The organism is Paenibacillus doosanensis (assembly GCF_025060755.1).
Taxonomy (GTDB): Bacteria; Bacillota; Bacilli; order Paenibacillales; family NBRC-103111; genus Paenibacillus_S; species Paenibacillus_S doosanensis.
The window spans coordinates 47001-68627 of sequence record NZ_JANYUY010000002.1 but is presented as its reverse complement, the minus strand read 5'-3'; the positions used below and the strand labels follow the sequence as shown (position 1 = coordinate 68627).

Here is a 21627-nt window from a genome sequence, read left to right as displayed (position 1 = left end):
GAACACGAAGGGTATATGACATGACCAATGGCATGTACCCTCCTTTTTCTCAAGAAAAGCATATCGGGCAGGAGGCTTGCCATGATGGGGAAGAAAGTCATCCTAGATGTGGATACGGGGGTGGATGATGCGCTGGGCATTTTGCTCGCCGTACGCAGCGGCGCGTTCGAGGTGCTCGCCATAACGACCGTGAACGGCAACGTATCGATGCGGCAGGCGACGGATAACACCTGCAAGCTGCTGCAGCTGCTTGAGGCGGAGGAGGCGATCCCCGTCTATCAAGGGGCGGACCGCCCGCTGATGCGGGAGTCGTACTTCGAGCATCGCGTGCACGGCAAGGACGGCATCGGCGGAGCGCTGGCCGATATGCCGCTGCATAAGGCGGCTTCGGACGGGTTCGCCGCCGATGTGATCATCGAGCAGGCGAAGCGCTATCCGGGCGAAGTGACGCTGATTATGACCGCGCCGCTGACGAACTTGGCCTTGGCGCTGCGCACAGCGCCGGAGCTGACGCAGCTCGTCAAGGAAGTCATCGTGATGGGAGGCGTCGTCGGCAGCTACGGCAATGTGACGCCGACAGCCGAGTACAACATCTACGTCGATCCCGAAGCGGCCAAGATCGTGTTCCACGCCGGATTCCCGTCGCTGACGCTGGTCGGCCTTGATGTGACCCGCAAGGCGCTGCTGACGAAGGAGCGGATGGATACGCTCGGAGACACGCCGATCGGGCGCTACGTCAGAGAGAGCACGGCCGATTATATGCAGCGGTATTACGAGCGCAACGGCGTCTATGCCTGTGTGCTTCACGATCTGCTGGCCGTCGGCGTAGCGATTCGGAGCGATATCGTGACGACGAAGCATTACTATGTCGATGTGGAAACACGCAGCGAGCTGTGCGACGGCCAAACCGTCTGCGATTTCCAGAACCGTTTGTCGAAGCAGCCGAATATTCGCGTTTGCACAGATGTCGATACGGATGCGTTTCTCGATCTGTTCGTACGCACGCTGCAAACTTAGCCATACGAGAACAGGAGCTATAGCTGGATGAAGAAAACCTATTACTATCTATTATTGCTGCCGGGATTTCTGTTTTTGTGCGTATTTATGCTGATCCCGATCGTGCTGACGATAGGCTCCACCTTTTTTCAGGAAGGCCGCTTTACGTTCGAAGGATATCTTCACTTTTTCAAAGATCCGTACTTTCTGAAAATATTGGGGACGACGCTGGAAGTCAGCATCGTAACGACACTGCTCTGTATCGTGCTCGGATTTCCCGTAGCCTACTATATTTCCAAGCAAAGCATGAAGAAGAAGGGCGTGCTGCTGGCGCTGGCCATCTTCCCGCTGCTGACGAGCTCGGTCGTGCGCTCGTTCAGCTGGATGATCATTCTCGGGAAGAAGGGTCTGCTCAACAATACGCTGGTGGCGATCGGGCTCATTAAGGAGCCGCTCGATATTTTGTACACGCCTGCGGCGATGATGATCGGTCTGATTCATCTGTTTCTGCCGCTCATCATCATTACGCTGGTCGGCGTGATGGAAAATATCGATCCCGATTTGATCAAAGCGGCGGAAAGCCTCGGGGCGCCGCGGTTTACCGCCTTCCGCAAGGTGATCGTGCCGCTCAGTATTCCGGGGCTGATCATCGGCAGCATTCTCGTGTTCGTCGGCAGCTTGACCGCCTATACGACGCCCGCGCTGCTAGGTGGCAAGCAGAGGGTTATTTCGACCTTCCTGTATCAAAATGCGATTACGCTCAACGACTGGTATTTGGCGTCGGTCATAGCGACGATTATGATTGCCATTACCTTCATTATTATCGGTATTATGAACAAACTGGCCAACAAATTCAACCCGAAGGAGTAGAACCGTATGCAGGAAAAAAATCGAGGCTTAAGCCTGTTTACGCTTCTGGTCTATATCTTTTTGCTGGGGCCTCTCATCATTATCGCCGCCGCCTCGTTCGATCCGGGGACGGTTCTCAAATTTCCGCCGCAAGGCTTTTCGCTGAAATGGTACGCCAATATTTTTAAAGTCAAAATGTTTATGGAAACGTTCCAGACGTCCATCGTCGTCTCGCTGCTGGGCAATGTGTTCGCCTTGATTCTCGGGGTGCCCGCCGCGTATGCGCTGAGCCGGTTTCAATTCAAAGGCAAGGACGCGCTGAACGCCGTATTCATTTCGCCGGTGCTGATCCCGGGGATCGTGCTCGGCTTTACGATGCTCAAATATTTGATCATTACGTATCATCTGCCGATCTATTTGTCGCTGCTGTTCGGCCATACGGTCATTATGCTGCCGTTCATCATCCGCGTTATCGCCTCCAGCTTGTCGAATTTCGACTTCTCCATCGAGGAAGCGGCGCTGAGCTTGGGAGCGGGCCATCTGCAGACGTTCTTCAAGGTCGTGCTGCCGAACATCAAGTCCGGGATTATCGCGGCGGTGCTTATCGCCTTCCTGGAGTCGTTCAACAACGTGGACATTTCCGTCTTTATGACCGGACCCGGGATCAGCACGCTGCCGATCCAGATGCTGACGTATGTGGAGAATCATTTCGACGCGACGATCGCCGCGATCTCGGTGCTGCTGATGATTTTTACCGCGGTGCTGATGTTCATTATTGAAAAAATTATGGGATTGTCCTACTTTACAAAACGATAACGGAGGATTCGTCCATGGCATTGCTATCCCTGGAAAACGTATCGGTTGCTTACGAGCAAAACTATATACTGAAAGACTTTAACCTGAACATTGAAAAGGGCAAGCTCATCTCGCTGCTCGGACCGAGCGGCTGCGGCAAGACGACGACGCTGCGGCTGATCGCCGGGTTTCTGGAGGCGCGGGACGGCAAGTTTATGCTGAACGGCAAAGATTATACGCGGGTGCCGGTCAACAAGCGCAATTTCGGCTTTGTATTTCAGAGCTATGCGCTGTTCCCTCATTTGTCCGTGTATGACAACGTGGCGTTCGGATTGCGCCTGAGAAAAGTCAACGAAGCCGAGATCAGCAAGCGGGTGCATCACATTTTGGATGTCGTCAGCTTGGCCGGCTTCGAGAAGCGGTTTCCCAAAGCGTTGTCCGGCGGGCAAAAGCAGCGCGTCGCCATCGCCAGGGCGCTCGTGATCGAGCCGGATCTGCTGCTCTTCGACGAGCCGCTGAGCAATCTGGATGCGAATTTGCGGGTGAACATGCGGGTGGAAATCCGCCGTATCCAGCAGGAGCTCGGCATTACGACGGTGTACGTATCCCATGATCAGGAGGAATGCTTCTCCATCTCCGATCAAGTGGCGATTATGAATAAAGGGATTATCGAGCAGCTCGACAGTCCGTCCACGATTTTTAAATATCCGAAGACGGAGTTCGTGGCCCGCTTTATCGGCTTTAACAACTTCATCCATTTCGATGATCGCCGCGAGGCGGGCGATGACATCGAGCTGAAGACCGGGGACATCGTATTTCGCGTGGTCAAAAATCCGGCGAATGCGAACGGAAGCAAGAAAGGCGCCATCCGTCCCGACGACGTAGTGATGGGGACGCCGGAGGAGCTGCCGGCCGGCGGCAACAGTTTGCCGGGCCGCGTGAAGGTAAGCACCTTCCTCGGCAGAAGCTACCAATATGTCGTAGAAACGGCGCTCGGCGATTTTACGGTCAATAAAGAGATGGAATTGCCTTATTTGAACGGCCGGGAGGTCAGATTGCAGTTCCCCGGTGAAAAATTGGTTTTGGTGGAGTAGTGCGGTACGTGGGAGGTACGGGCATGCGAGTCGATTTATTCATCAAGAATGCAATGATTTATAACAGTTATTTCAAAACGTTCACGCAGGGCAACGCTGCTGTGCTGGACGGAAGATTTCTGTATATCGGTCCGAGGGGAGAGGACGGCTTCGAGGCGGACAAGGTGGTCGACGCGGAGGGGCGCTGGATGATTCCGGGCCTCGTCGACATCCATCTGCACATCGAGAGCACGATGGTGACGCCGGAAACGTTCTCCTACGGGCTGATCCGCAACGGCGTTACGACGATCGTTCCGGAGCCTCATGAAATGGCCAACGTCTTCGGGCTGCCCGGCGTGACCGAGATGATCCGGGCCAGCGAGCATTGCGTCGCCGATATGTTCTATGCGATCCCGAGCTCGGTGCCTGCGACTTCGATGGAGACGTCGGGGGGATCGATCGAGATTGAGCATATGGACGCGCTGCTGCAGTCGGAGACGATCGCTTGTCTCGGCGAGATTATGAACTACGTCGATGTGATCAACGATCCGGACTGCAAGACGAACCGGATTCTGCAGCATATTCGCGCCAACTACCCGAGCCTGATTATCGAGGGCCATGTGCCGAAGCTGCTCGATCTGGACCTGCAGCGAATCATATACGCCGGCATTGATTCGGATCACACGCATCAATCGATCGAAGGGATGAAGGAGCGGATTGCCGCAGGCATGTTCATCGAAATCCAGGAGAAATCGATGACGGACGAAGTGATGGGCTACTTGATCGAGCATGAGGTGTCCGAGCATTTTTGCTTCGTCACCGACGATGTGATGCCGGATTCCCTCCAGCGCCGCGGGCATTTGAACCATATTGTGCGCAAGGCGATCGGCATGGGGATGACGCCGGAGAAAGCGATCTATGCGGCGACGTTCACGCCTGCGCGGCGGATGAAGCTGCTGGACCGCGGCGCGATTGCCCCCGGCAAGATTGCCGACTTCTCGCTGCTTAACGACCTGGAAAAATTGACCATCGGACAAGTGTACAAGCGGGGAAGCAAAGTGTATGATGCGCGGGAGGATTACAAATGTGCGGAGCGCCGCTACGCATTTCCTTCCTATTTCTACCATAGCGTCCAGCTTCCGTTATTGACCGAGCAGGATTTTGCGATCCGTACGGAGAAGCAGGACGGGCAATATCTCGGCCGCGTGATGACGGTGAAGAACGGCTCGACCTTCACCGAGGAAGTGCACGGCGAGGTGGAAGTTCGCGGCGGGGAAGTCCGCTGGCAGGAGAGCCCGTACGGCCTGATAGCGACGTTCGAGCGCTACGGCAAAACCGGCAGCCGCGCGTACGGCCTGATCGGCGGCGATACGATCCGACGCGGCGCGATCGCCACGACGTATTCCCACGACAACCACAATCTGCTGGTTGTCGGCCATAGCGCCGCCGATATGATGCTGGCGGCCAATGAGGTGATCGCCGGCCAGGGCGGCTTCTGCGTCGTGGAAGACGGCCGGGTGCTGGCGAGCCTGCGGCTTCCGGTAGGCGGCATCCTGACGGAGGAACCGCTGGAGCGGACCGCCGCCGAAGTGCAGCGGCTGCGCGAGGCGATGGAAGCGCTCGGATATCATCATTACAATCCGATCATGTCGATCAGCACCCATTCTTTGCCGGTCAGCCCTGCGCTGAAGATTACCGACTTCGGCTTGATCGACGTGAATCGCGGTCAAGTGGTGCCGTTGTTGATGGACAAGGAATAGGAATATTAGAAGGGCCTTCCGCCGGATGCATGGGTACGGAAGGCCTTTTTTACATGCGGCAGGTTCCGATTTGGATTGGAGCCGAACCCTTGCTATACTAGCTTTATGTTAAGGATAGGAGAGTGGGAGAACATGGATTACCATCGCATTACGAATATTGCCGATCCGTATTTTAAACAAATGCATGAGCTGATGCAAACCGTCTTCCCGCCGGAGGAAGTGCTGGAGTACGAGCTGTGGGCCGAGCCGCTGCAGGACCCGGGCATTCGCGTGTTCGTAGCCGTTCATGAAGGGCAGGTAGTAGGCGCCACCGAGTACCGCTACTACGAAGATATGCAGGTCGCTATGACCGATTTTACGATTATCGGACGCGAAGGGCTCGGCATCGGGCCGTTCCTGGTCAAGCAGCGGACAAGCGACCTTCTGTCGCTGGTAGGCGCCGCCGGCGGTAAGCTGCTTGGTATGTTCGCCGAGATTTACAACCCCTACTTGGCGCAGGATCACAGCTTCGGCGGCGTCAAGCCGATGGACCCGTTCGTCCGCCGCGAGGTGCTGGCCCATATCGGCTACCGCAAGCTCGATCTCGGCTACGTCCATCCGTCGTGGCATAACGACGGCGCCGCGGTGCAGGAGCTGGACCTCGGCTTCATGCCGTTCGGAGACGATGCGGACAGCCTGGGGGCGATTCCCGCCTCGCTGATCAGCGCTTTCCTGGAGCGGTATTACGCCGTGCTGCCGAACAAGCCGCAGGCTTGGTACGATATGGTGGCGCAATTAAAGCAGCGCGATCAAGTGCGGCTGCTGCCGCTGTAAAATAAGATCGAACTAAGAGGGGCGGCTCCGAAAGGAGCGCCCCTTTAACTATATTATCTCCTGCTTATAGGCTGTTATTACCGATGTTGTAACGGTTTTGTTGTAAAACAAGAGGCGCAGCCAAAGGAAAAGTTTTCTGCAAATAAAACAAGCCCCCTGCTTAACCGCAAGGGGCTTGCTGCCGGTTTGTATTCGGTTAGGAGTCTGTCCGGCGGAGTAACTTTTGTGCATAGCGATTGACTGTTAGGATGCGTCCATAAACGGTTTTTTCTCAACCAGCTCATATTTCATGGAAGCGGGAGGCGAGCTGAGCAGCCATTGGCCGGCCTTGTCCTTGTAGACGTCGCAGGTAAATTCGTACAAGGCGGTTTCCGATGGGGAAATCGTCACCCCGTTGCCTTTCTTCACCGCTTTGGAGACGGTAAAGCCGACCTGGAACTTGGCTTTGGCTGTAAGACCGTCGCTGCCGAGCGCGACATCGGTTATATTCACTTCATTTTTCTTGATGCCGTCGCCATCCGTAATAGCCAGAACCATCTGCGTGAAGCTGCTGCTCTGGGTAATATTATCGATCAGATTATGAATCTTTTGCTGCGGGTCGTCGGCCGGCGTATCGATATGCACGGTTCGGGCCGCTTCGTCCCAGCTTACGACTGATCCGGATGCTTCGCTGACAAAGCGAAGGGGAATGAAGGTGCTTCCGTCCTTGATCTGCGGCGCAACCTCCAGATTATATTGGGTCTGGTTGACCGCTGCCGTTGCTTTGCTGACGGTTAAAGAAAGCGTCAAATCTCCTTTGACCGCCGTCGCGGTCTGAGTGCCCGGGTCCCATTCTACGGTAAAGCCCAGCTTCTCGAAGAGACTGCGCATAGGCACCATCGTATTGCCCTGCTCGATATACGGCTGTTGCTCCCACTGCACTTTTTCCTGAAACAGATATATTTGCACGGCATCCTGAGCGCTGGCATGCACCGGAAGATCGAACGGGAGAAGCATGGAAACGAATAAGGCGAGCTGCGGCAAGCGAATTTTTCTTAACCACGGCATGCGGAACATTCCTCCTGACTCTAGGGTGTGAGGTAAAAGCTTCTATATGGTTTCGGGCGGCGGGATCGCTTTGCGGCGAATTGTTAGGAAAATAGGCGCCGGCCCTGCTGTAACGAGCGTCTTCGGCAGGCCAAGAAACCATGCCGCGCGGCCTCCGTACCGGCAGGCATACGCACGCTCATCTAATACTTGTTCAACAAAAGAGCCGGAATTCCTCTTGCCAAAAGCGTCCAAAATCGCACATCCCTATAAGTTTAGTACGTTCGGACAGATAAAAGGTTGCTTGCAGTTGTTTCCCTTCGGGCTTTTTTTTGGTATCTTGACAATAGCGGCTTTTGAGAACAGGACATGAGGAACTTGGTGAACATGCGGGGGGACACGGCCTATGAAACAGCCTTTGGTATCGGTTATCGTTCCGACGTACAATCGTCCGGATAGCGTGAGTGAGCTGGTTGAGTCTCTGTGGAGACAAACGTATCGTCATTTGCAAATCATCATCGTCAATGATGCGGGTGAGCCGGTTGACGAAATACGCAGGCTGTATCCGGAGCTGGATATGACCGTCGTCGATTTGGAAAGCAACGTCAGGCATGTGCGAGCGAGAAACTGCGGTCTGGAGCATGCGCGCGGCGAGTATGTTATGCTATGTGATGACGACGATCTGCTGCTGCCGACTCATGTGGAGCGGATGCTCAAGGAAGCGGCCGATGCGGATTTGGTATATTCGGATGTGGAAATATTCGATTATGAATGGGTCGGACGGACTCGCAGGGCGACAAGGCGGTTCGTATTCGCCTATGAGCACGACGAAGCGGCCATGCGGCGGTTCTCGACCTTCGTCTCTTCGGGCTGTTTGTACCGTAAGGATCTCCACGACCGGATCGGATGGTTCGACGAGCAGATGTACCATTATTGGGATTGGGATTTCTTCCTGCGCGCATCCGCGCATGGGAAGGTGAAGCGGGTGCCGGTAGCAAGCGCCTTGTACGCTTTCTCGCAGCAAGGAGGCAATCTGTCGGGCGTGCATGAGGATATGCGCCCTTATCTGGATCGATTGTCCGCCAAGCACGGGCTCGGCGAGCTGCCGACCAAAAATTTCTTCCTGCTGCTGGAAGAACCGGAGATGCAGTCGCGGCGGGCGGCTACGGAGGTGCTGTGGGACGGGGAACCGTTCGTCTCCAGACGAGCCAAGCTTTAAAAGCCCGGCGTAACGGCGGCCGGAGAAAAATCTGGTGAGAAAGCAGATGGAGCAAGTGTTCACATAGGAAGGGGGAGACATCGTTTGGCAGGCATGATGGAGCGAGCCGAAAGAGTGCTCAAATCATATTACGGCTACGCGACGTTTCGGGACGGACAGAAGAAAGTGATTCGAAGTGTTCTCGATAAAAAGGATACGCTCGGCATTATGCCGACAGGCGGCGGCAAATCGATCTGCTATCAGGTGCCGGCCATGCTGATGCAGGGGACGACGATCGTCATTTCGCCGCTGATTTCTCTCATGAAGGATCAGGTGGACGGGCTGGACAGCATCGGCATTCCCGCCGCCTATATTAACAGCTCATTGACTTATGCACAGGTGGAGCTCAGAATCAACAAGGCGGCCCGCGGCGAGTACAAGCTGCTCTACGTGGCGCCCGAGCGGCTCGAATCGGAGCGGTTCATCGATTTGATGAGCGAGGTCGAGGTGCCGATGGTAGCGGTGGACGAGGCCCACTGCGTATCGCAGTGGGGTCATGACTTCCGCCCCAGCTATCTGGCGATCAGCCGGCTCGTGGAGCGCCTGCCGCAGCGGCCGATCGTAGCCGCCTTCACGGCGACGGCGACGGATCAGGTGCGCGAAGATATCGTCAAGCATCTGCAGCTGCAGGAGCCGGATATGCATGTGACCGGCTTCGCGCGCGAGAACCTCGCCTTCTCCGTTATCAAAGGGGAGAATAAGCGCGATGTCATGCTCGATTATATCCGCGAGCATTCGGAGGAAGTCGGCATCGTATACGCGGCCACGCGCAAGGAAGTGGACAACCTGTATGAGCTGCTGCGCAAAAATAAAGTGCCTGTGGGCAAGTATCATGCGGGCTTAAGCGATAAAGAGCGTGCCGAGGCGCAGGAGCAGTTTCTGTACGACGAGGTGCGGGTGATCGTAGCGAGCAACGCCTTCGGCATGGGGATCGATAAATCGAACGTCCGCTATGTCATTCATTATAATATGCCGAAAAACATGGAAGCTTATTATCAGGAAGCGGGCCGGGCGGGCCGCGACGGAGAGCCCAGCGAGTGCATGCTGCTGTTCAGCCCGCAGGACATTCATATCCAGAAGTTTCTGATCGAGCAGTCGATCGCCGATCCGGCGCGGCAAGCACAGGAATACCGCAGGGTGCAGCAGATGGCGGATTATTGCCATACGTCGCAATGCCTGCAGCGCTATATCGTCCGCTATTTCGGCGACGACTGCGAAGATTGCGGCCGCTGCAGCAGCTGCAGCACCGAACGGCAGCTGACGGATATTACCGTCGAGTCGCAAAAAATTTTCTCCTGCGTGCGCCGGATGAGAGAGCGTTTCGGGGCGACGACCGTTGCCGCGGTGCTCAAAGGCTCGCGCAGCAAAAAGGTGATCGAGCTGGGATTCCATGAGCTGAGCACCTACGGGCTGCTCAAGGACCGGACGGAAAAGGAGATCGTCGATCTCATCCAGCTGCTCGTAGCCGAAGGATACTTGATCATCACCGAGGGGAAATACCCGGTGCTGCGGCTTGCGCCGAAAGCCCAGTCGGTGCTGTCCGGGGAAGAGCGGGTCGTGCAGAAAATGCGCATTCGTACCGAACCGGCCGTCCGCGACGTCGAATCCGAGCTGTTCGACCAGCTGCGCGGCCTGCGGCTGGAGATTGCCCGGCGCGAAGGGATTCCGCCGTACATCGTCTTTCCGGACAGCACCCTCAGGGAGATGTGCGGCGTCAAGCCGACGAACCCGGCGGCGATGCTGAAGATCAAAGGCGTCGGGGAAGCGAAATTTTTCAAATACGGGGCCTATTTCATCGAATTTTTCAAAAATCTTAACGAATAGAAGGTGCGTAGCGTAGTGGCCAAACAAAAGTATTACGTCGTGTGGGAAGGAAAAGTGCCCGGGATCTATAAAACGTGGGCGGAATGCCAGACGCAGACAAACGGCTACCCGCAGGCGCGCTTTAAAGCTTATGAGAGCGAAGCGGAGGCCAAGGCCGCCTTGGCCCGCGGCTGGAAAGCCTCGTTCGCGATGGCGGGCGTGAAGAGCGGTTCGGCCGCTTCCTCCGGCTCGGGGCGCAAGTCCTCCGCAGGCGGCGGGAAGGCCGCCGGGGAGGCGGATCTCGACAGCCTGTCCGTCGATGTCGGCAGCCGGGGCAACCCCGGAATTGTCGAATACAAGGGCGTCTATACGAAGACCGGGGAAGTTGTGTTTCAGCATCCGCCGATTGCGAAGGGAACGAACAATCTCGGCGAATTTCTGGCAATCGTTCATGCCTTGGCCTATTTGAAGCAGAGGGGCAGCTCAATGACCATCTACAGCGATTCGGTAACGGCGATGAGCTGGGTGCGCAAGAAGGAAGTGGCGACGAATTTGCCGCGGGACGCGTCGACGGAAGAAATATGGACGCTCGTAGATCGGGCCTTGGAGTGGCTGCGCGGCAATACGTACACGAACAAGATCGTCAAGTGGGATACGAAGGCATGGGGGGAAATTAAGGCCGATTACGGGCGGAAATAGTCTACGGGGCTGCAGGGCGTTGAGGCAGACGGAATGCATAAAGCGCAATACTGAGTCGCCTGTGCAAGAAATAATGCGGAATGAGGCGAAAATGGAAAGTTTGCTAAGAGAAACGCCCGATTTCCGCCTCTCCTGCTTGTCTAATGGCGTGAAAGATCTTCTCTTACCGTTTATAATCTAGGGCAGTGAATATCGGCCCCGGCAATCCTGAGAGTGGAGCGCCAACTAGATAAACAACGGAATAGGAGAGGATTTTTCTTGTTTTTTGAATGGCTGAAACAAGGTTTCTTTGGCAATGTCCGCAACGACTTTTTATCCGGTTTGACGGTGGCCTTCGCGCTCATTCCCGAGGCGATCGCCTTCTCGATTATGGCGGGCGTGGACCCGATGGTCGGCCTGTACGCATCGTTTACGATCGCCGTGAGCATCTCGTTTTTTGGGGGTCGTCCCGGCATGATCTCGGCGGCGACGGGAGCGATGGCTTCGCTGATGGGGCCGATCATCGCCAAGTACGGCTTGGATTATTTGTTTGCGGTAACGGTACTGACGGGGATACTGCAGTGGATTCTCGGAGCTTTGAAGGTCGGCAGATTTATAACGTTCGTCCCGCAGTCGGTCATTACCGGCTTTGTGAACGCCTTGGCGATTATTATTTTTATGGCGCAGCTGCCCAACTTCGCAGGGGCGACCTGGGTCATGTACGCTATGGTGGCGGGAACGCTGGCGATTATTTATTTGCTGCCGCGTTTGACGAAGGCGTTCCCGTCGGCGCTTGCGGCGATCATTATTATGACGATCGTCTCGGTAGCGACGGGAGCCGATGTGCGCACGGTCGGCGACATGGGCGAAATTCGCCAGGCGCTTCCGTTTTTCCATATTCCCGAGATCAGCTTGTCTTGGGGCACCTTGTTCGCCTTGCTGCCTTATTCGCTTGCTTTGGCGGTCGTAGGCATGACGGAGACGCTGCTGACTTCGACGATCGTCGATGAAATGACCGAAACGAAGAGCAATAAAAACCGGGAAATCCGCGGCCAAGGCATTGCGAACATCATTACCGGATTTTTCGGCGGGATGGCCGGCTGCGCCATGATCGGACAGACGGTGATCAACGTCAAATCGGGCGGTCGCACCCGCTTGTCTACGCTGGTGGCCGGGGTGTTCCTGCTGTTCCTGATTATCGTGCTCGGAGACGTCGTGAAGCAAATTCCGATGGCCGCCCTGGTCGGCGTTATGTTCATGGTATCGATCGGTACCTTCGACTGGAATTCCGTGCGGACGATCGGCAAAATTCCGCGCGGCGACGCCATCGTCATGGTGCTGACGGTCGCGATCGTCGTAGCGACTTCCGATCTGGCGATCGGCGTTGTCGCCGGCGTCGTGCTGAGCGCGTTGAACTTCGGCTGGAAGATGGCCCGGCTGCGCTGCGAAACGCGTCTGAACGACGAGGGGCATAAAGTGTACGAAGTTTCGGGGCAGCTGTTTTTCGGGACGATGATGCATTTTGTCGAATTGTTCGATTACTCGTCGGACCCCGATCATGTCGTCATCGATCTGAGCGCTTCCCATGTTTGGGACATCTCCGCGGTGACCGCCATTTCCAAAGCGACTCAGAAATACGCCGGACTCGGGAAAAAAGTGACCCTCACGGGTCTCAATCCGGAAAGCCGGAGTATGATCGAGCGAGTCGGTCTCTCCGGCGGTTCGCCGCATTGAGCTTCCGCGTCATATAATGAGAAAGAATGATGAGAACAACGCCTGTCGCCGAAGCGCTATGCTTCGGGGCAGGCGTTGTTCTTTTCGCAGATCAAGAGGCGACTCCGTTCCCGTTCCCCACTTGCTCTCCTTGTGCAAAAATAAATGGATATTGTTTACAAATGACAAGGCCGGGTCCCTTTCCAGCATTAATTTTCAAATTTACATTTTATTTATACGATGGTCGGAAAAAATGCTGTATAATGCTCGTATCCCACATCAGAGAGGAGATTATTTTTGATTAAAAACAAAATGAAAAAATGGACGGCCCGGAGCATTACGGCATGTATGCTATGTTCGTCGTTTTTCGGCTGGGGAACGGCTGCGATGGCCCAGGACTCGAATGCCGCGGCGAGCGGATACAAGGATCTTGGAGATTCTTATGCGGTCAAAGAGATTCAGGCTTTGTCCGACGCCGGTATTTTGTCCGGCTTTGACGGGGGATTGTTCAAGCCGCATGACGCGGTGACCCGTGCTCAGATGGCCAAAATTTTGGTCATGTCGATGGGACTTCAGGAGAAGGTATCCGCTGCCGCCGTCTTCAAGGACGTGCCGGATGACGCATGGTACCGCGGCTTCGTAGGGGCTCTGGTCGAATCCGGAGTAACCGAAGGCACTGCCGCAGATAAGTTCTCGCCCGACCAAACGGTTACCCGTGAAGAGCTTGCGGCCTTCTTCATCCGGTCGTTCGGCTTGGAGCCGCAAGCGGCTAAAAATGGTAAGGAGGCGAAGCTCAGCGACTTCGGCTCGGTGTCGGACTGGGCTAAGGGCGATGTAGCGTTTGCTTTTAACATCGGCTTCATCGGAGGCTTGGAGGATGGCAAAGGCGGTGTGAAGTTTCAGCCGAAGGATACGGCTGAGCGCCAAGCACTGGCTCGCTTAGGCTACGAGTTTAAATTCAATAAAACAAAGTATTTGAACAAAGCGGATGAGCTGCTGAAATCTGCCGCCGGCGGAGGCTCAACGGGTTCGACCGGTTCGACGGACGGACAGAACGCCGCAGAGGATACAGTCTCTGCCGTTAAGGATCTGATTGCTACGACGAATACGAGCATGGAAGTCGTATTCCAAGATAAGGTGGAAGCCGCGGCTGCTGCGGATTTTCAATTCGATAACGGTCTTACCGTTTCGGGGGCTGCGGTCAAAACAAGCATGCCGAACGTCGTTCAACTGACGACAAGCGCCCAAACGAGCGGGCAAGTATATCGCCTGACCTACAAAGGCAAAGCAACCGGGCTGCAAGCGACAGGAGTAACCACCAGAACCTCAAGAGGCTCGATCGGCTCTTCCAAGCCTTCCGATCCGTTCGCGGTTGCAGGAACTTATAATTCCGATTATACCCTTACTTCCAGCGGTACATACGGACCGGCAGACGGAGAGACTGTGATTAACGGCACGCTGACGTTAGACCCGGGTCCTGAGGGTGAAATCACCCTGAGAAATATAACGGCTGAGAATATCGAGATTAAATCCGGCGCGGCGAATTCGATTCATCTGATGAACGTTATCGTCCCCCATGTTCTCCGTATCGATACGGCGGAACAGGCCAATCCGGTCCATGTGGTAACCGAAGGCGGTTCCTCTATCGGAGCCTTGAATATTCTCACTCCGGCTATATTGGATTTGTTTAGCACCGGCACGATCGGCAGCGTCACCGTGAACCGGCCGGCGGCCGGCACCACTTTGCAATTGGGGACGGGAAGCGGCGTGGGGGTGTTGAACCTGTCGGGCGACGTGATCCTGAACGGCGACTTCAGTCAAGTTCTCGTGTCTGATGACAGCGGAGTATCGATCACCACAACCGATGCCTCGGCCCAAGAAACGCTGGTCAAGCTGCTCTCCGATTTGAACGGCGCGGCGCAAGCGGCTGGCGAGCTCCAAAACAAGCTATCGTCTGCGGAGCTGACCGGCGACTTCGATCTTCCCGCCCTGTCCGGAACGGAAGCGGCGCTGCAGTGGATGAGCGGCTCGGATGCCTTGAGCATCGTCGACGGCGTTCATGTCAAAGTGACGCGCGGTACCGAAGACACGACTGTGACGCTTGCAGTCAAAATCACCGTAGGCCAAGCGGTCCGGGAAATCAGCTTTACCTTTACGATCAAAGGCTTGCCCGGGCAAACCGGCATGACCGATGAACAAAAAGCGCAAGCCGACAAGGAAGCGCTGAACCTGGGCGATCTGTCCGCCGTTACGGCGAATCTGACCTTGCCAGAGACCGGAGTTAACGGTTCTGCCATTACTTGGGCAACCAGCGATGCATCAGTGGTTACGGCAGCAGGCGCAGTGACGCGTCCTGCGATCGGGCAACCGGACGCCAAGGCGGTTTTGACCGCTACGGTCACAAGCAATGCGGTTTCTGCCAGCCGTACGTTTGACGTCACCGTCAAAGCTCAGTCGGCGTCCGGTTTGACTCTCGCCGAAGTTAGAGGGCAGGCGGACAGCGCGACCGTTGCGACCTCGGGTGTAGTCACAACCAAAAGCGATAAGGTGAATACGTTCTATATGCAGGATGCAACGGGCGGTATTCTCGTCTACTCGCCTGCGACCAAAACGGCGGTGAATCCAGGAGATCAGGTATCGATATCTTCCGGCGTGAAAACGACGTATAACGGCGAAATCGAGCTGACGGGCGCGGTATTTACTGTCACCGGTCAGACCGATGTACCTGCGGCGCAGGTGATTCCTGCAGCGGATGTTCCGTCCAAAGGAGGACAATTGGTAGCGGTGAAGCATTTGATCGTTTCGAATTTGTCCGGCAGTAATTTTGACGCAACGGATCTGGATGGAAATGTTATCAAAGTTTACGGCCAAAAATATGCGGTCAATTACGGCGGAGCCATCGCCAACGGCGATATCGTCGATGTAACGGGAATTTCCGTCATGTTCAATACTACGGTCGAGATCTATCCCCGCAGCGCCGACGATGTGGCGAAGCAGGGGAAAGTATCCGATGCAGATAAGGTTCAGCTTGATAAGAACGCATTGGACTTGGGCGACATATCGGCCGTGTACGCCGATCTCGATTTGCCGGCGGCAGGCAGCAACGGTTCCGTCATCACATGGACTACGAGCGATGCCGGTATCGTGTCTGCGGCAGGTCAGGTGAATCAGCCTGCCTTCGGGCAGCCGGATCGGCAGGTGACGTTGACGGCCAATCTGAACTTGAACGGAAATTTGGCAACCAGATCATTCGAGATTACAATCAAAGCTCAAGCGGTATCCGACGCTCAAGCGGTAGCGAATGAAGCGGCCGTGCTGTACGTGTTCTACGACGGCGTTGAAGCGGGTGTCGTTCTTACCGATCGCGGAGTGGACGGCACGAAAGTAGCTTGGCAGCTGGCGGACGCTTCGCAGTCTTCTATCGTGAATGTCGCCACAGGCGCGGTAACCCGAGCGGCTTTGGCTGCCGATACGCAGGTGACGCTAAAAGCTATCATCTCGCGCGGCGATCAGTCGGCGCTTAAGCCGTTCACCATTACCGTTGAAGCGATGAAAGAACAGCCTACGGTCAACCCGGTTACTGTTCGAGATACCACCGTAACGGGAACCGCCAAAGCGGGAGCGACCGTAACCGTAAGCGCAGCGGGCGCAACCCTCGGCAGTGCGGCGGCGGACGCATCAACAGGAGATTTCTCCGTGGAGATCGCTCCGCAGGCCGCAGGCGCTTTGCTGGAGATTTCCGCAACCGGCACCGATCCTGTCTATATGCTTGTGACCGAGCAGCTCGGCACGGACCTGTCCGGAGCATCGCTTTCGGTGTCTACGAACAAACCGGCTTCCGGTCAATCCTTCGCGCTGGATATTTTGAACGCTAAGGGCCAGGACGGCAAAGCTCTGAACGGAAGCATTGAGATCAGCGTAACCAGCAGCGTATACGGCAAGGTGTATTCCGGTCCGGTTACGTTCGCCAACGGTTCCGCTTCGGTGTCGCTGACGTTGGACCAAGCCGGCCCGCATAAGCTGACCGCACAGATCGCGGGCGTCACGGCATCCCCAAGCGCAAATGTGACGGTGAGCGAGACTGCCGGTCCGGTAACCATCGCGAACGGAGGCTTCGAGGTATGGGGGACGGACGGAATGCCGGATGCGTGGATGGGCAGCGGTACGAATATCAAACCGAATAAAGTATCGCAAACGACGGATGCGCATACGGGCTCTTATGCAGTTCAGTTAATTAACGAGGATAGCAAAAACCATGTGCGTTTTACAACTCAGACCGTATCATTGGTCAAAGATCAGCATTATTATATAAAGTATTGGGCCAAAGGATCGGCTAAATTAAGAAATAGCAACGCGCTGGTAGGGTCTTCCCTAGCCTATGATACATATGGGGACTATAAAGAGTTGTCATCGGCGTGGGCTCTCTATGATTATGATTTCATTGCCAAATCCAGCGGAGATTATGTCATTATTTTCTCGGTTCTTGCCGCAGGGGATAGCAGCAAGTCTGAGGCCATTATCGATGATGTGACTATTTCAACGAATCCATAATTGAATAGGAGGAACTCTTTTTGAAAACTTGGCGTCAACTTATGCGCCGTACGCTCCCTGCCGTGATGGCGGGAGTCGTGGCGCTGAATATAGCCGCATTGCCTTCCGTATGGGCGGAAGGGGCTAACGATCCCGCTCCGTATATCCAGCCGACAGGCACGCCCAACGGAAAAAAGGTGCTGTTCGACAATACTCACGGACAGACGGCCGGCGCGGCGGACTGGGTTATCGACGGAGGCTTCTCGGATTTTGCCGACGCGATAGCCAAGGAAGGTTACTACGTGCAGGAACTGCGGAAAACGACTCCGATCACCTATGAAGATTTGAAAGACTATGCCGTACTCGTCATCGGCGAAGCCAATATTCCTTATAAAGTATCCGAACAGGCTGCGATGACGGAATATGTGCAGAAGGGCGGGAGTATCTTCTTCATCGCCGACCATTATAACGCAGACCGGAACGTGAACCGCTGGGATGCCTCGGAGGTTATGAACGGATACCGCCGCGGCGCCTGGAACGATCCGGCCAAAGGAATGAATGCGGACGAGCGGATGTCTACTGCGATGCAGGGTGTCGTAAGCTCCGAGTGGCTCAGTCAAAATTTCGGGGTTAAATTCCGCTATAATGCGCTCGGCGATATTGAAGCGACTAACACGGATATTGTAAGCCCGGTACAATCGTTCGGTATTACAAGCGGCGTGAGTCAAGTGGAAATGCATGCCGGAGGAACTCTTCTGATCACCGATCCTTTGAAAGCCAAGGGGATCGTATTCATGCCGCAAACGACGGTCAAATGGGCCAATGCGGTCGATAAAGGGGTATATGCCGGAGGAGGAGCCGCCGAGGGGCCGTTCGTAGCGATTTCGAAGGCGGGCCTAGGCAAGGCCGCTTTCATCGGCGACTCGTCTCCGGTGGAAGACGCTATGCCGAAATATATGCGCGAGGATACAGGCAAGGCCAAGACAACCTACGACGGCTTCAAAGAAGGCGACGACGGGGTGCTTTTGGTCAACATTATCAATTGGCTGGCTAAGTCCGAGTCCTATAAAAACTTGGGGCAAGTGCAGCAGCTTCAGCTTGATCCGGTGACGCCTATCGTTACAACCGGGCCGGAGAACGAAATTCCGCAGCAAAGCGTAGAGCCGCAGCCCGAGCCGTGGTCCGCTCCAGCCGCGGGGTACAAATGGTATGATCCGTCTACCTTTGCGCCGGGCTCCTATGGATATACTCCGTAAATAAGCGGATGTATTGAGCAGTTCGAGTACGGTAACAGGATCTGTCCGCTGTATGGACGGGTCCTGTTTTTCTTTCTGGTTTTATAAGCATGGCGAAAAAAGAGCGGAGGGGCCGTTTGAATCTGGAAAAGCGTAAGCGGTTGCCTTTGAAAGCGGATTTTCTCCATAGATAAAAGGAAAAAAACCAAAATCCGTTTTCATCAGCGATTGGAAGACCAAATGGGCATCGCAGCGGACTTTTTCACCACACTTTTATATGATATGATCATAGATGCCTAATTAATAGAAGAAACACACATCCAAGCAACTAGAAACTGCATAGGGAAATGAGAGGTTCGTTGGGATATGGCTTTATGGGGAACAATCGTCAATGCGGCAGCTATCGTCATAGGAGGGCTGCTGGGACTTGTGCTGCACAAAATGAGTCAAGGCATTCGCAGCACGGTGATGCAGGGCATCGGTATGGCGCTGGTCGCGCTAGGTTTGTCGATGACGCTGAAATCGAGCAACTTTTTGCTGATCGTGGCGAGCTTGATGCTGGGAGGAATCGCCGGCGAGCTGCTTCAGGTGGAGCGCGGGCTGGAACGCTTGGGACAATGGCTGGAACGGGGAGTAGGAGCTTTATCCGAATTAAAGCGCAGAGGCCGGACCAAAGACAATTCCGCCGAAGACAGCTCCGTGCCGGGAAAAGGCGGCAAGCAGGGAATTGCGTTCGGGTTCGTCAATACGACGCTGATCTATTGCGTAGGAGCGATGGCGATACTGGGCGCATTGGACGGCGGGCTGCGCGGTCAGCACGATATATTGTATACCAAAGCGATGCTGGACGGATTTACGGCGATTATTTTTGCCTCTACCATGGGCGTCGGCGTCTTATTCTCGGCGCTGGCGGTTTTTATCTATCAAGGAGCTATCGCGCTGGCTGCCTCCGGTATCGCTTCGCTGATCCGCGAAGGTATGTTAAATGAGATCATTACCCAAATTACGGCGGTCGGCGGGGTGTTAATTATGGGAATCGGCATCAATTTGCTTGAGCTGCGCAAAATCAATGTCGCTAACCTGCTGCCGTCTTTGCTGATTGCTGCCTTGGCGGTGCCTGTGATACATGCCGTCACTCTCTGGTGGACAGGAGGATGAGCGAACCGGAGAGCAAGACGTTAGTAACGGCGGCGGCTAGTGGGAACGGATGAGAAGGTTGCGGAGCCGCCGCCTGTCGACGGCAAGCGTTACTCCGCCGCCTGATCGCTGCTTTGAATAACCAGCAGCATGCCCGCCGTAATCGCAATCGTTCCTTCCGGCTCCGCAAGACAGTTGCTGATTCCGAGGGATTGTCCGATCGTCAGTTTGGCGTTATGCAGAGGGTATTGGAAGCCTTGCAGTTCGATGCCTTCCACGTCGAGGCTGAGCGGGAGCAGCGAGACATGGGAAAAGCGGCTGCGCTGAAGCGTCAACGGAAGATGCTGGTCCATGACGGCGATCTCGTTATAAGCATCGATGATCCGGCAGCGAAGACCGGCTTCGAGTCCTTTGCGCAGCAAATGCACGTTGGCTAAAGCGTGGTCCCAACGAGTGCCGAGCGCTCCGCACAGCACAATTTCGTCCGGCTGCTTCTCCAGAGCCCAGTTGAAGGCCATTTCCGTATCGGTCAAATCCTTCATCACCGGATCGCAGCTGATAAACCGGCCGCTGTTTTCCGCAATATACGCTTTCTCCTCCGCGTTGACCGAATCGAAATCGCCGAGCGCTACATCCGGCCGCCGGCCGTGACGCAATAAGAACAATGCTCCTTTGTCGGCCCCGACGAGCAGATCGCCGGGCTGAATTAGCCGCAGCGCCCAAGGGCCGAGGCTTCCCCCAGAAAAAATAACAACACGAGTCATTCGCTAGACATCCCTTTCCCTGTTTCATTTCGCAGCCTATATTGTAGCATATACATCCGGATAAATCCGGCATGAACAACTGTATACAGAGCTTCGGTTCCTATGATAAGTTTAACGTGTGCAATTCATCTTATCCGGAGGAGCTTTTCATGATGAGAGAAGAAGAAAATTCCGTTATTGACGGCAGCTTGTTTGCCAATGCGCTGCGCATCGAGCGGACGGCGGCAGGCGTAAAGCCGCTGCGTTTTACCGAACGCCAAATGCAGCTGTATGCGAAGCAGGACAACTACCGCATCCGCAGCGGCTGCCCTGCCGGCGTGTGTTTGGATTTTATGTCGGATACCGAGTCGGTGGAGCTGGCTTATCTGGTGGAAGGCTCGGTGCGCAACTGGCTTTATTTCGATATTTGGCTAGACGGGGTGATGAAGGGCAGCATCGGTTCTCCAACCGTAGGCGAAGACCTGGGAAGGCTGACCTATACACTCGATGCTGCGGAGAAAACTGGACAGAAACGAAGATGGACGATTTATTTCCCGCACAGCGTCGTACTGACGGTCCTGTCTTTAACACTGTCCGACGGAGCGTCTGCCGAGCCGGCCGTTCCGTATAAGCGGAATTTGCTCTGTCTTGGCGATTCGATTACGCAAGGAATGGATGCGCAGAAGCCTTCATCGACGTATCCGGTGCAGCTTTCGCGGGCGCTCGGCATGAATGTGCTCAATCAAGGAGTCGGCGGATATATATTCGATGCGGGCAGCCTCGATGAGGAACTGCCGTACCGGCCCGATCTGATCACGGTCGCCTACGGGACGAACGACTGGGGGCGATATGGTGCGATGGAGGAATTCAGGCAGCAATGCGCCGCTTTTTTCGCCAAGGCGGCCCGGTTGTATGAGGGAATCCCGATCTTCGTCGTGACGCCGCTGTGGCGTGCGGACCAAGATCAACCGAGGAGCATCGGGACGATCGAAGCTTTGGCCGATACGATCCGCGAAATATGCGCCGACTATCCCGATATTCGCGTTATTGACGGACAGAGGCTCATCCCGCAGATGCCTGCTATGTTCGGAGATGCTTATTTGCATCCGAATGACGAAGGGTTTATGCATATGACGCTCAACCTATTCCGGCATATTGCGGGGAGCGGGGTATAAGGCCTGCGAACAGCAGCCTCCCGGACCTGTTTTGCACGATGTC

The 21627-nt window shown here is 55.3% G+C and carries 15 protein-coding genes and 1 pseudogene; 14 read left to right on the top strand and 2 right to left on the bottom strand.

From position 1 onward, the window contains the following. The first annotated feature begins 84 nt into the window (after positions 1-84). From N0M98_RS02870 to N0M98_RS02845, 6 genes are all read left to right on the top strand, one after another. The gene (locus N0M98_RS02870) at positions 85-1017 is read left to right on the top strand and encodes a nucleoside hydrolase (protein ID WP_259616997.1); all 933 of its coding nucleotides are present in this window, start codon (positions 85-87) and stop codon (positions 1015-1017) included. Positions 1018-1044: 27 nt separating this feature from the next. Further along, the gene (locus N0M98_RS02865) at positions 1045-1866 is read left to right on the top strand and encodes an ABC transporter permease (protein ID WP_259616899.1); all 822 of its coding nucleotides are present in this window, start codon (positions 1045-1047) and stop codon (positions 1864-1866) included. Between the two features lie 6 nt (positions 1867-1872). Next, positions 1873-2661 (top strand): ABC transporter permease, encoded by a 789-nt coding sequence (locus tag N0M98_RS02860; protein WP_259616898.1) that lies wholly within the window; start codon positions 1873-1875, stop codon positions 2659-2661. A gap of 14 nt (positions 2662-2675) precedes the next feature. After that, entirely contained in the window at positions 2676-3734 is a 1059-nt protein-coding gene (locus N0M98_RS02855; RefSeq protein ID WP_259616897.1) for an ABC transporter ATP-binding protein, read from the top strand. Positions 3735-3757: 23 nt separating this feature from the next. Then, complete coding sequence (locus tag N0M98_RS02850; RefSeq protein ID WP_259616896.1) at positions 3758-5473, top strand: adenine deaminase; 1716 nt, start codon at positions 3758-3760, stop codon at positions 5471-5473. A gap of 132 nt (positions 5474-5605) precedes the next feature. Then, positions 5606-6286, top strand: coding sequence for a GNAT family N-acetyltransferase (locus N0M98_RS02845; protein ID WP_259616895.1), 681 nt, complete (start codon positions 5606-5608; stop codon positions 6284-6286). A 243-nt stretch (positions 6287-6529) separates the two neighbouring features. Here N0M98_RS02845 and N0M98_RS02840 read toward each other — a convergent pair whose 3' ends face one another. After that, on the bottom strand, positions 6530-7333 hold the full coding sequence (locus N0M98_RS02840; RefSeq protein ID WP_259616894.1) for a copper amine oxidase N-terminal domain-containing protein: 804 nt from the start codon (positions 7331-7333) through the stop codon (positions 6530-6532). Positions 7334-7718: 385 nt separating this feature from the next. On the opposite strand from N0M98_RS02840, the gene N0M98_RS02835 reads away from it, so the two are divergent. The 7 genes and pseudogenes from N0M98_RS02835 to N0M98_RS02805 all read left to right on the top strand — a co-directional run bounded on the left by N0M98_RS02835 (position 7719) and on the right by N0M98_RS02805 (position 19687). After that, entirely contained in the window at positions 7719-8531 is an 813-nt protein-coding gene (locus N0M98_RS02835; protein WP_259616893.1) for a glycosyltransferase family 2 protein, read from the top strand. A 93-nt stretch (positions 8532-8624) separates the two neighbouring features. After that, entirely contained in the window at positions 8625-10394 is a 1770-nt protein-coding gene (gene recQ / locus N0M98_RS02830; RefSeq protein ID WP_259616996.1) for a DNA helicase RecQ, read from the top strand. A gap of 15 nt (positions 10395-10409) precedes the next feature. Next, complete coding sequence (rnhA, locus tag N0M98_RS02825) at positions 10410-11072, top strand: ribonuclease H (RefSeq protein ID WP_259616892.1); 663 nt, start codon at positions 10410-10412, stop codon at positions 11070-11072. A 258-nt stretch (positions 11073-11330) separates the two neighbouring features. Then, positions 11331-12785 carry a SulP family inorganic anion transporter gene (locus N0M98_RS02820; RefSeq protein WP_259616891.1) on the top strand — a complete coding sequence of 485 codons (1455 nt, stop codon included), beginning with the start codon at positions 11331-11333 and terminating at the stop codon, positions 12783-12785. A gap of 276 nt (positions 12786-13061) precedes the next feature. After that, entirely contained in the window at positions 13062-17315 is a 4254-nt protein-coding gene (locus N0M98_RS02815; protein WP_259616890.1) for an immunoglobulin-like domain-containing protein, read from the top strand. A gap of 65 nt (positions 17316-17380) precedes the next feature. Continuing rightward, positions 17381-18538: pseudogene (locus tag N0M98_RS02810) on the top strand (DNA-binding protein); the annotation flags it as partial. A 357-nt stretch (positions 18539-18895) separates the two neighbouring features. Next, positions 18896-19687: a DUF554 domain-containing protein gene (locus tag N0M98_RS02805; protein WP_259616889.1), complete on the top strand. Its 792-nt coding sequence runs from the start codon at positions 18896-18898 to the stop codon at positions 19685-19687. Between the two features lie 89 nt (positions 19688-19776). On the opposite strand, the gene N0M98_RS02800 is transcribed toward N0M98_RS02805, so the two are convergent. Further along, positions 19777-20430, bottom strand: coding sequence for a thiamine diphosphokinase (locus tag N0M98_RS02800; RefSeq protein WP_249866057.1), 654 nt, complete (start codon positions 20428-20430; stop codon positions 19777-19779). Between the two features lie 149 nt (positions 20431-20579). Between N0M98_RS02800 and N0M98_RS02795 the strand changes: the two genes are divergently transcribed. Then, positions 20580-21584 carry an SGNH/GDSL hydrolase family protein gene (locus tag N0M98_RS02795; protein ID WP_259616888.1) on the top strand — a complete coding sequence of 335 codons (1005 nt, stop codon included), beginning with the start codon at positions 20580-20582 and terminating at the stop codon, positions 21582-21584. Positions 21585-21627 lie beyond the last annotated feature (43 nt).

Coding starts and splice junctions, on each gene's coding strand:
- N0M98_RS02870 (WP_259616997.1), top strand. CDS start 85: ATGGGGAAGAAAGTCATCCTAGATGTGGATACGGGGGTGGATGATGCG.
- N0M98_RS02835 (WP_259616893.1), top strand. CDS start 7,719: ATGAAACAGCCTTTGGTATCGGTTATCGTTCCGACGTACAATCGTCCG.
- N0M98_RS02845 (WP_259616895.1), top strand. CDS start 5,606: ATGGATTACCATCGCATTACGAATATTGCCGATCCGTATTTTAAACAA.
- N0M98_RS02800 (WP_249866057.1), bottom strand. CDS start 20,430: ATGACTCGTGTTGTTATTTTTTCTGGGGGAAGCCTCGGCCCTTGGGCG.
- N0M98_RS02850 (WP_259616896.1), top strand. CDS start 3,758: ATGCGAGTCGATTTATTCATCAAGAATGCAATGATTTATAACAGTTAT.
- N0M98_RS02860 (WP_259616898.1), top strand. CDS start 1,873: ATGCAGGAAAAAAATCGAGGCTTAAGCCTGTTTACGCTTCTGGTCTAT.
- recQ (WP_259616996.1), top strand. CDS start 8,625: ATGATGGAGCGAGCCGAAAGAGTGCTCAAATCATATTACGGCTACGCG.
- N0M98_RS02855 (WP_259616897.1), top strand. CDS start 2,676: ATGGCATTGCTATCCCTGGAAAACGTATCGGTTGCTTACGAGCAAAAC.
- N0M98_RS02805 (WP_259616889.1), top strand. CDS start 18,896: ATGGCTTTATGGGGAACAATCGTCAATGCGGCAGCTATCGTCATAGGA.
- N0M98_RS02795 (WP_259616888.1), top strand. CDS start 20,580: ATGATGAGAGAAGAAGAAAATTCCGTTATTGACGGCAGCTTGTTTGCC.
- N0M98_RS02865 (WP_259616899.1), top strand. CDS start 1,045: ATGAAGAAAACCTATTACTATCTATTATTGCTGCCGGGATTTCTGTTT.
- N0M98_RS02840 (WP_259616894.1), bottom strand. CDS start 7,333: ATGCCGTGGTTAAGAAAAATTCGCTTGCCGCAGCTCGCCTTATTCGTT.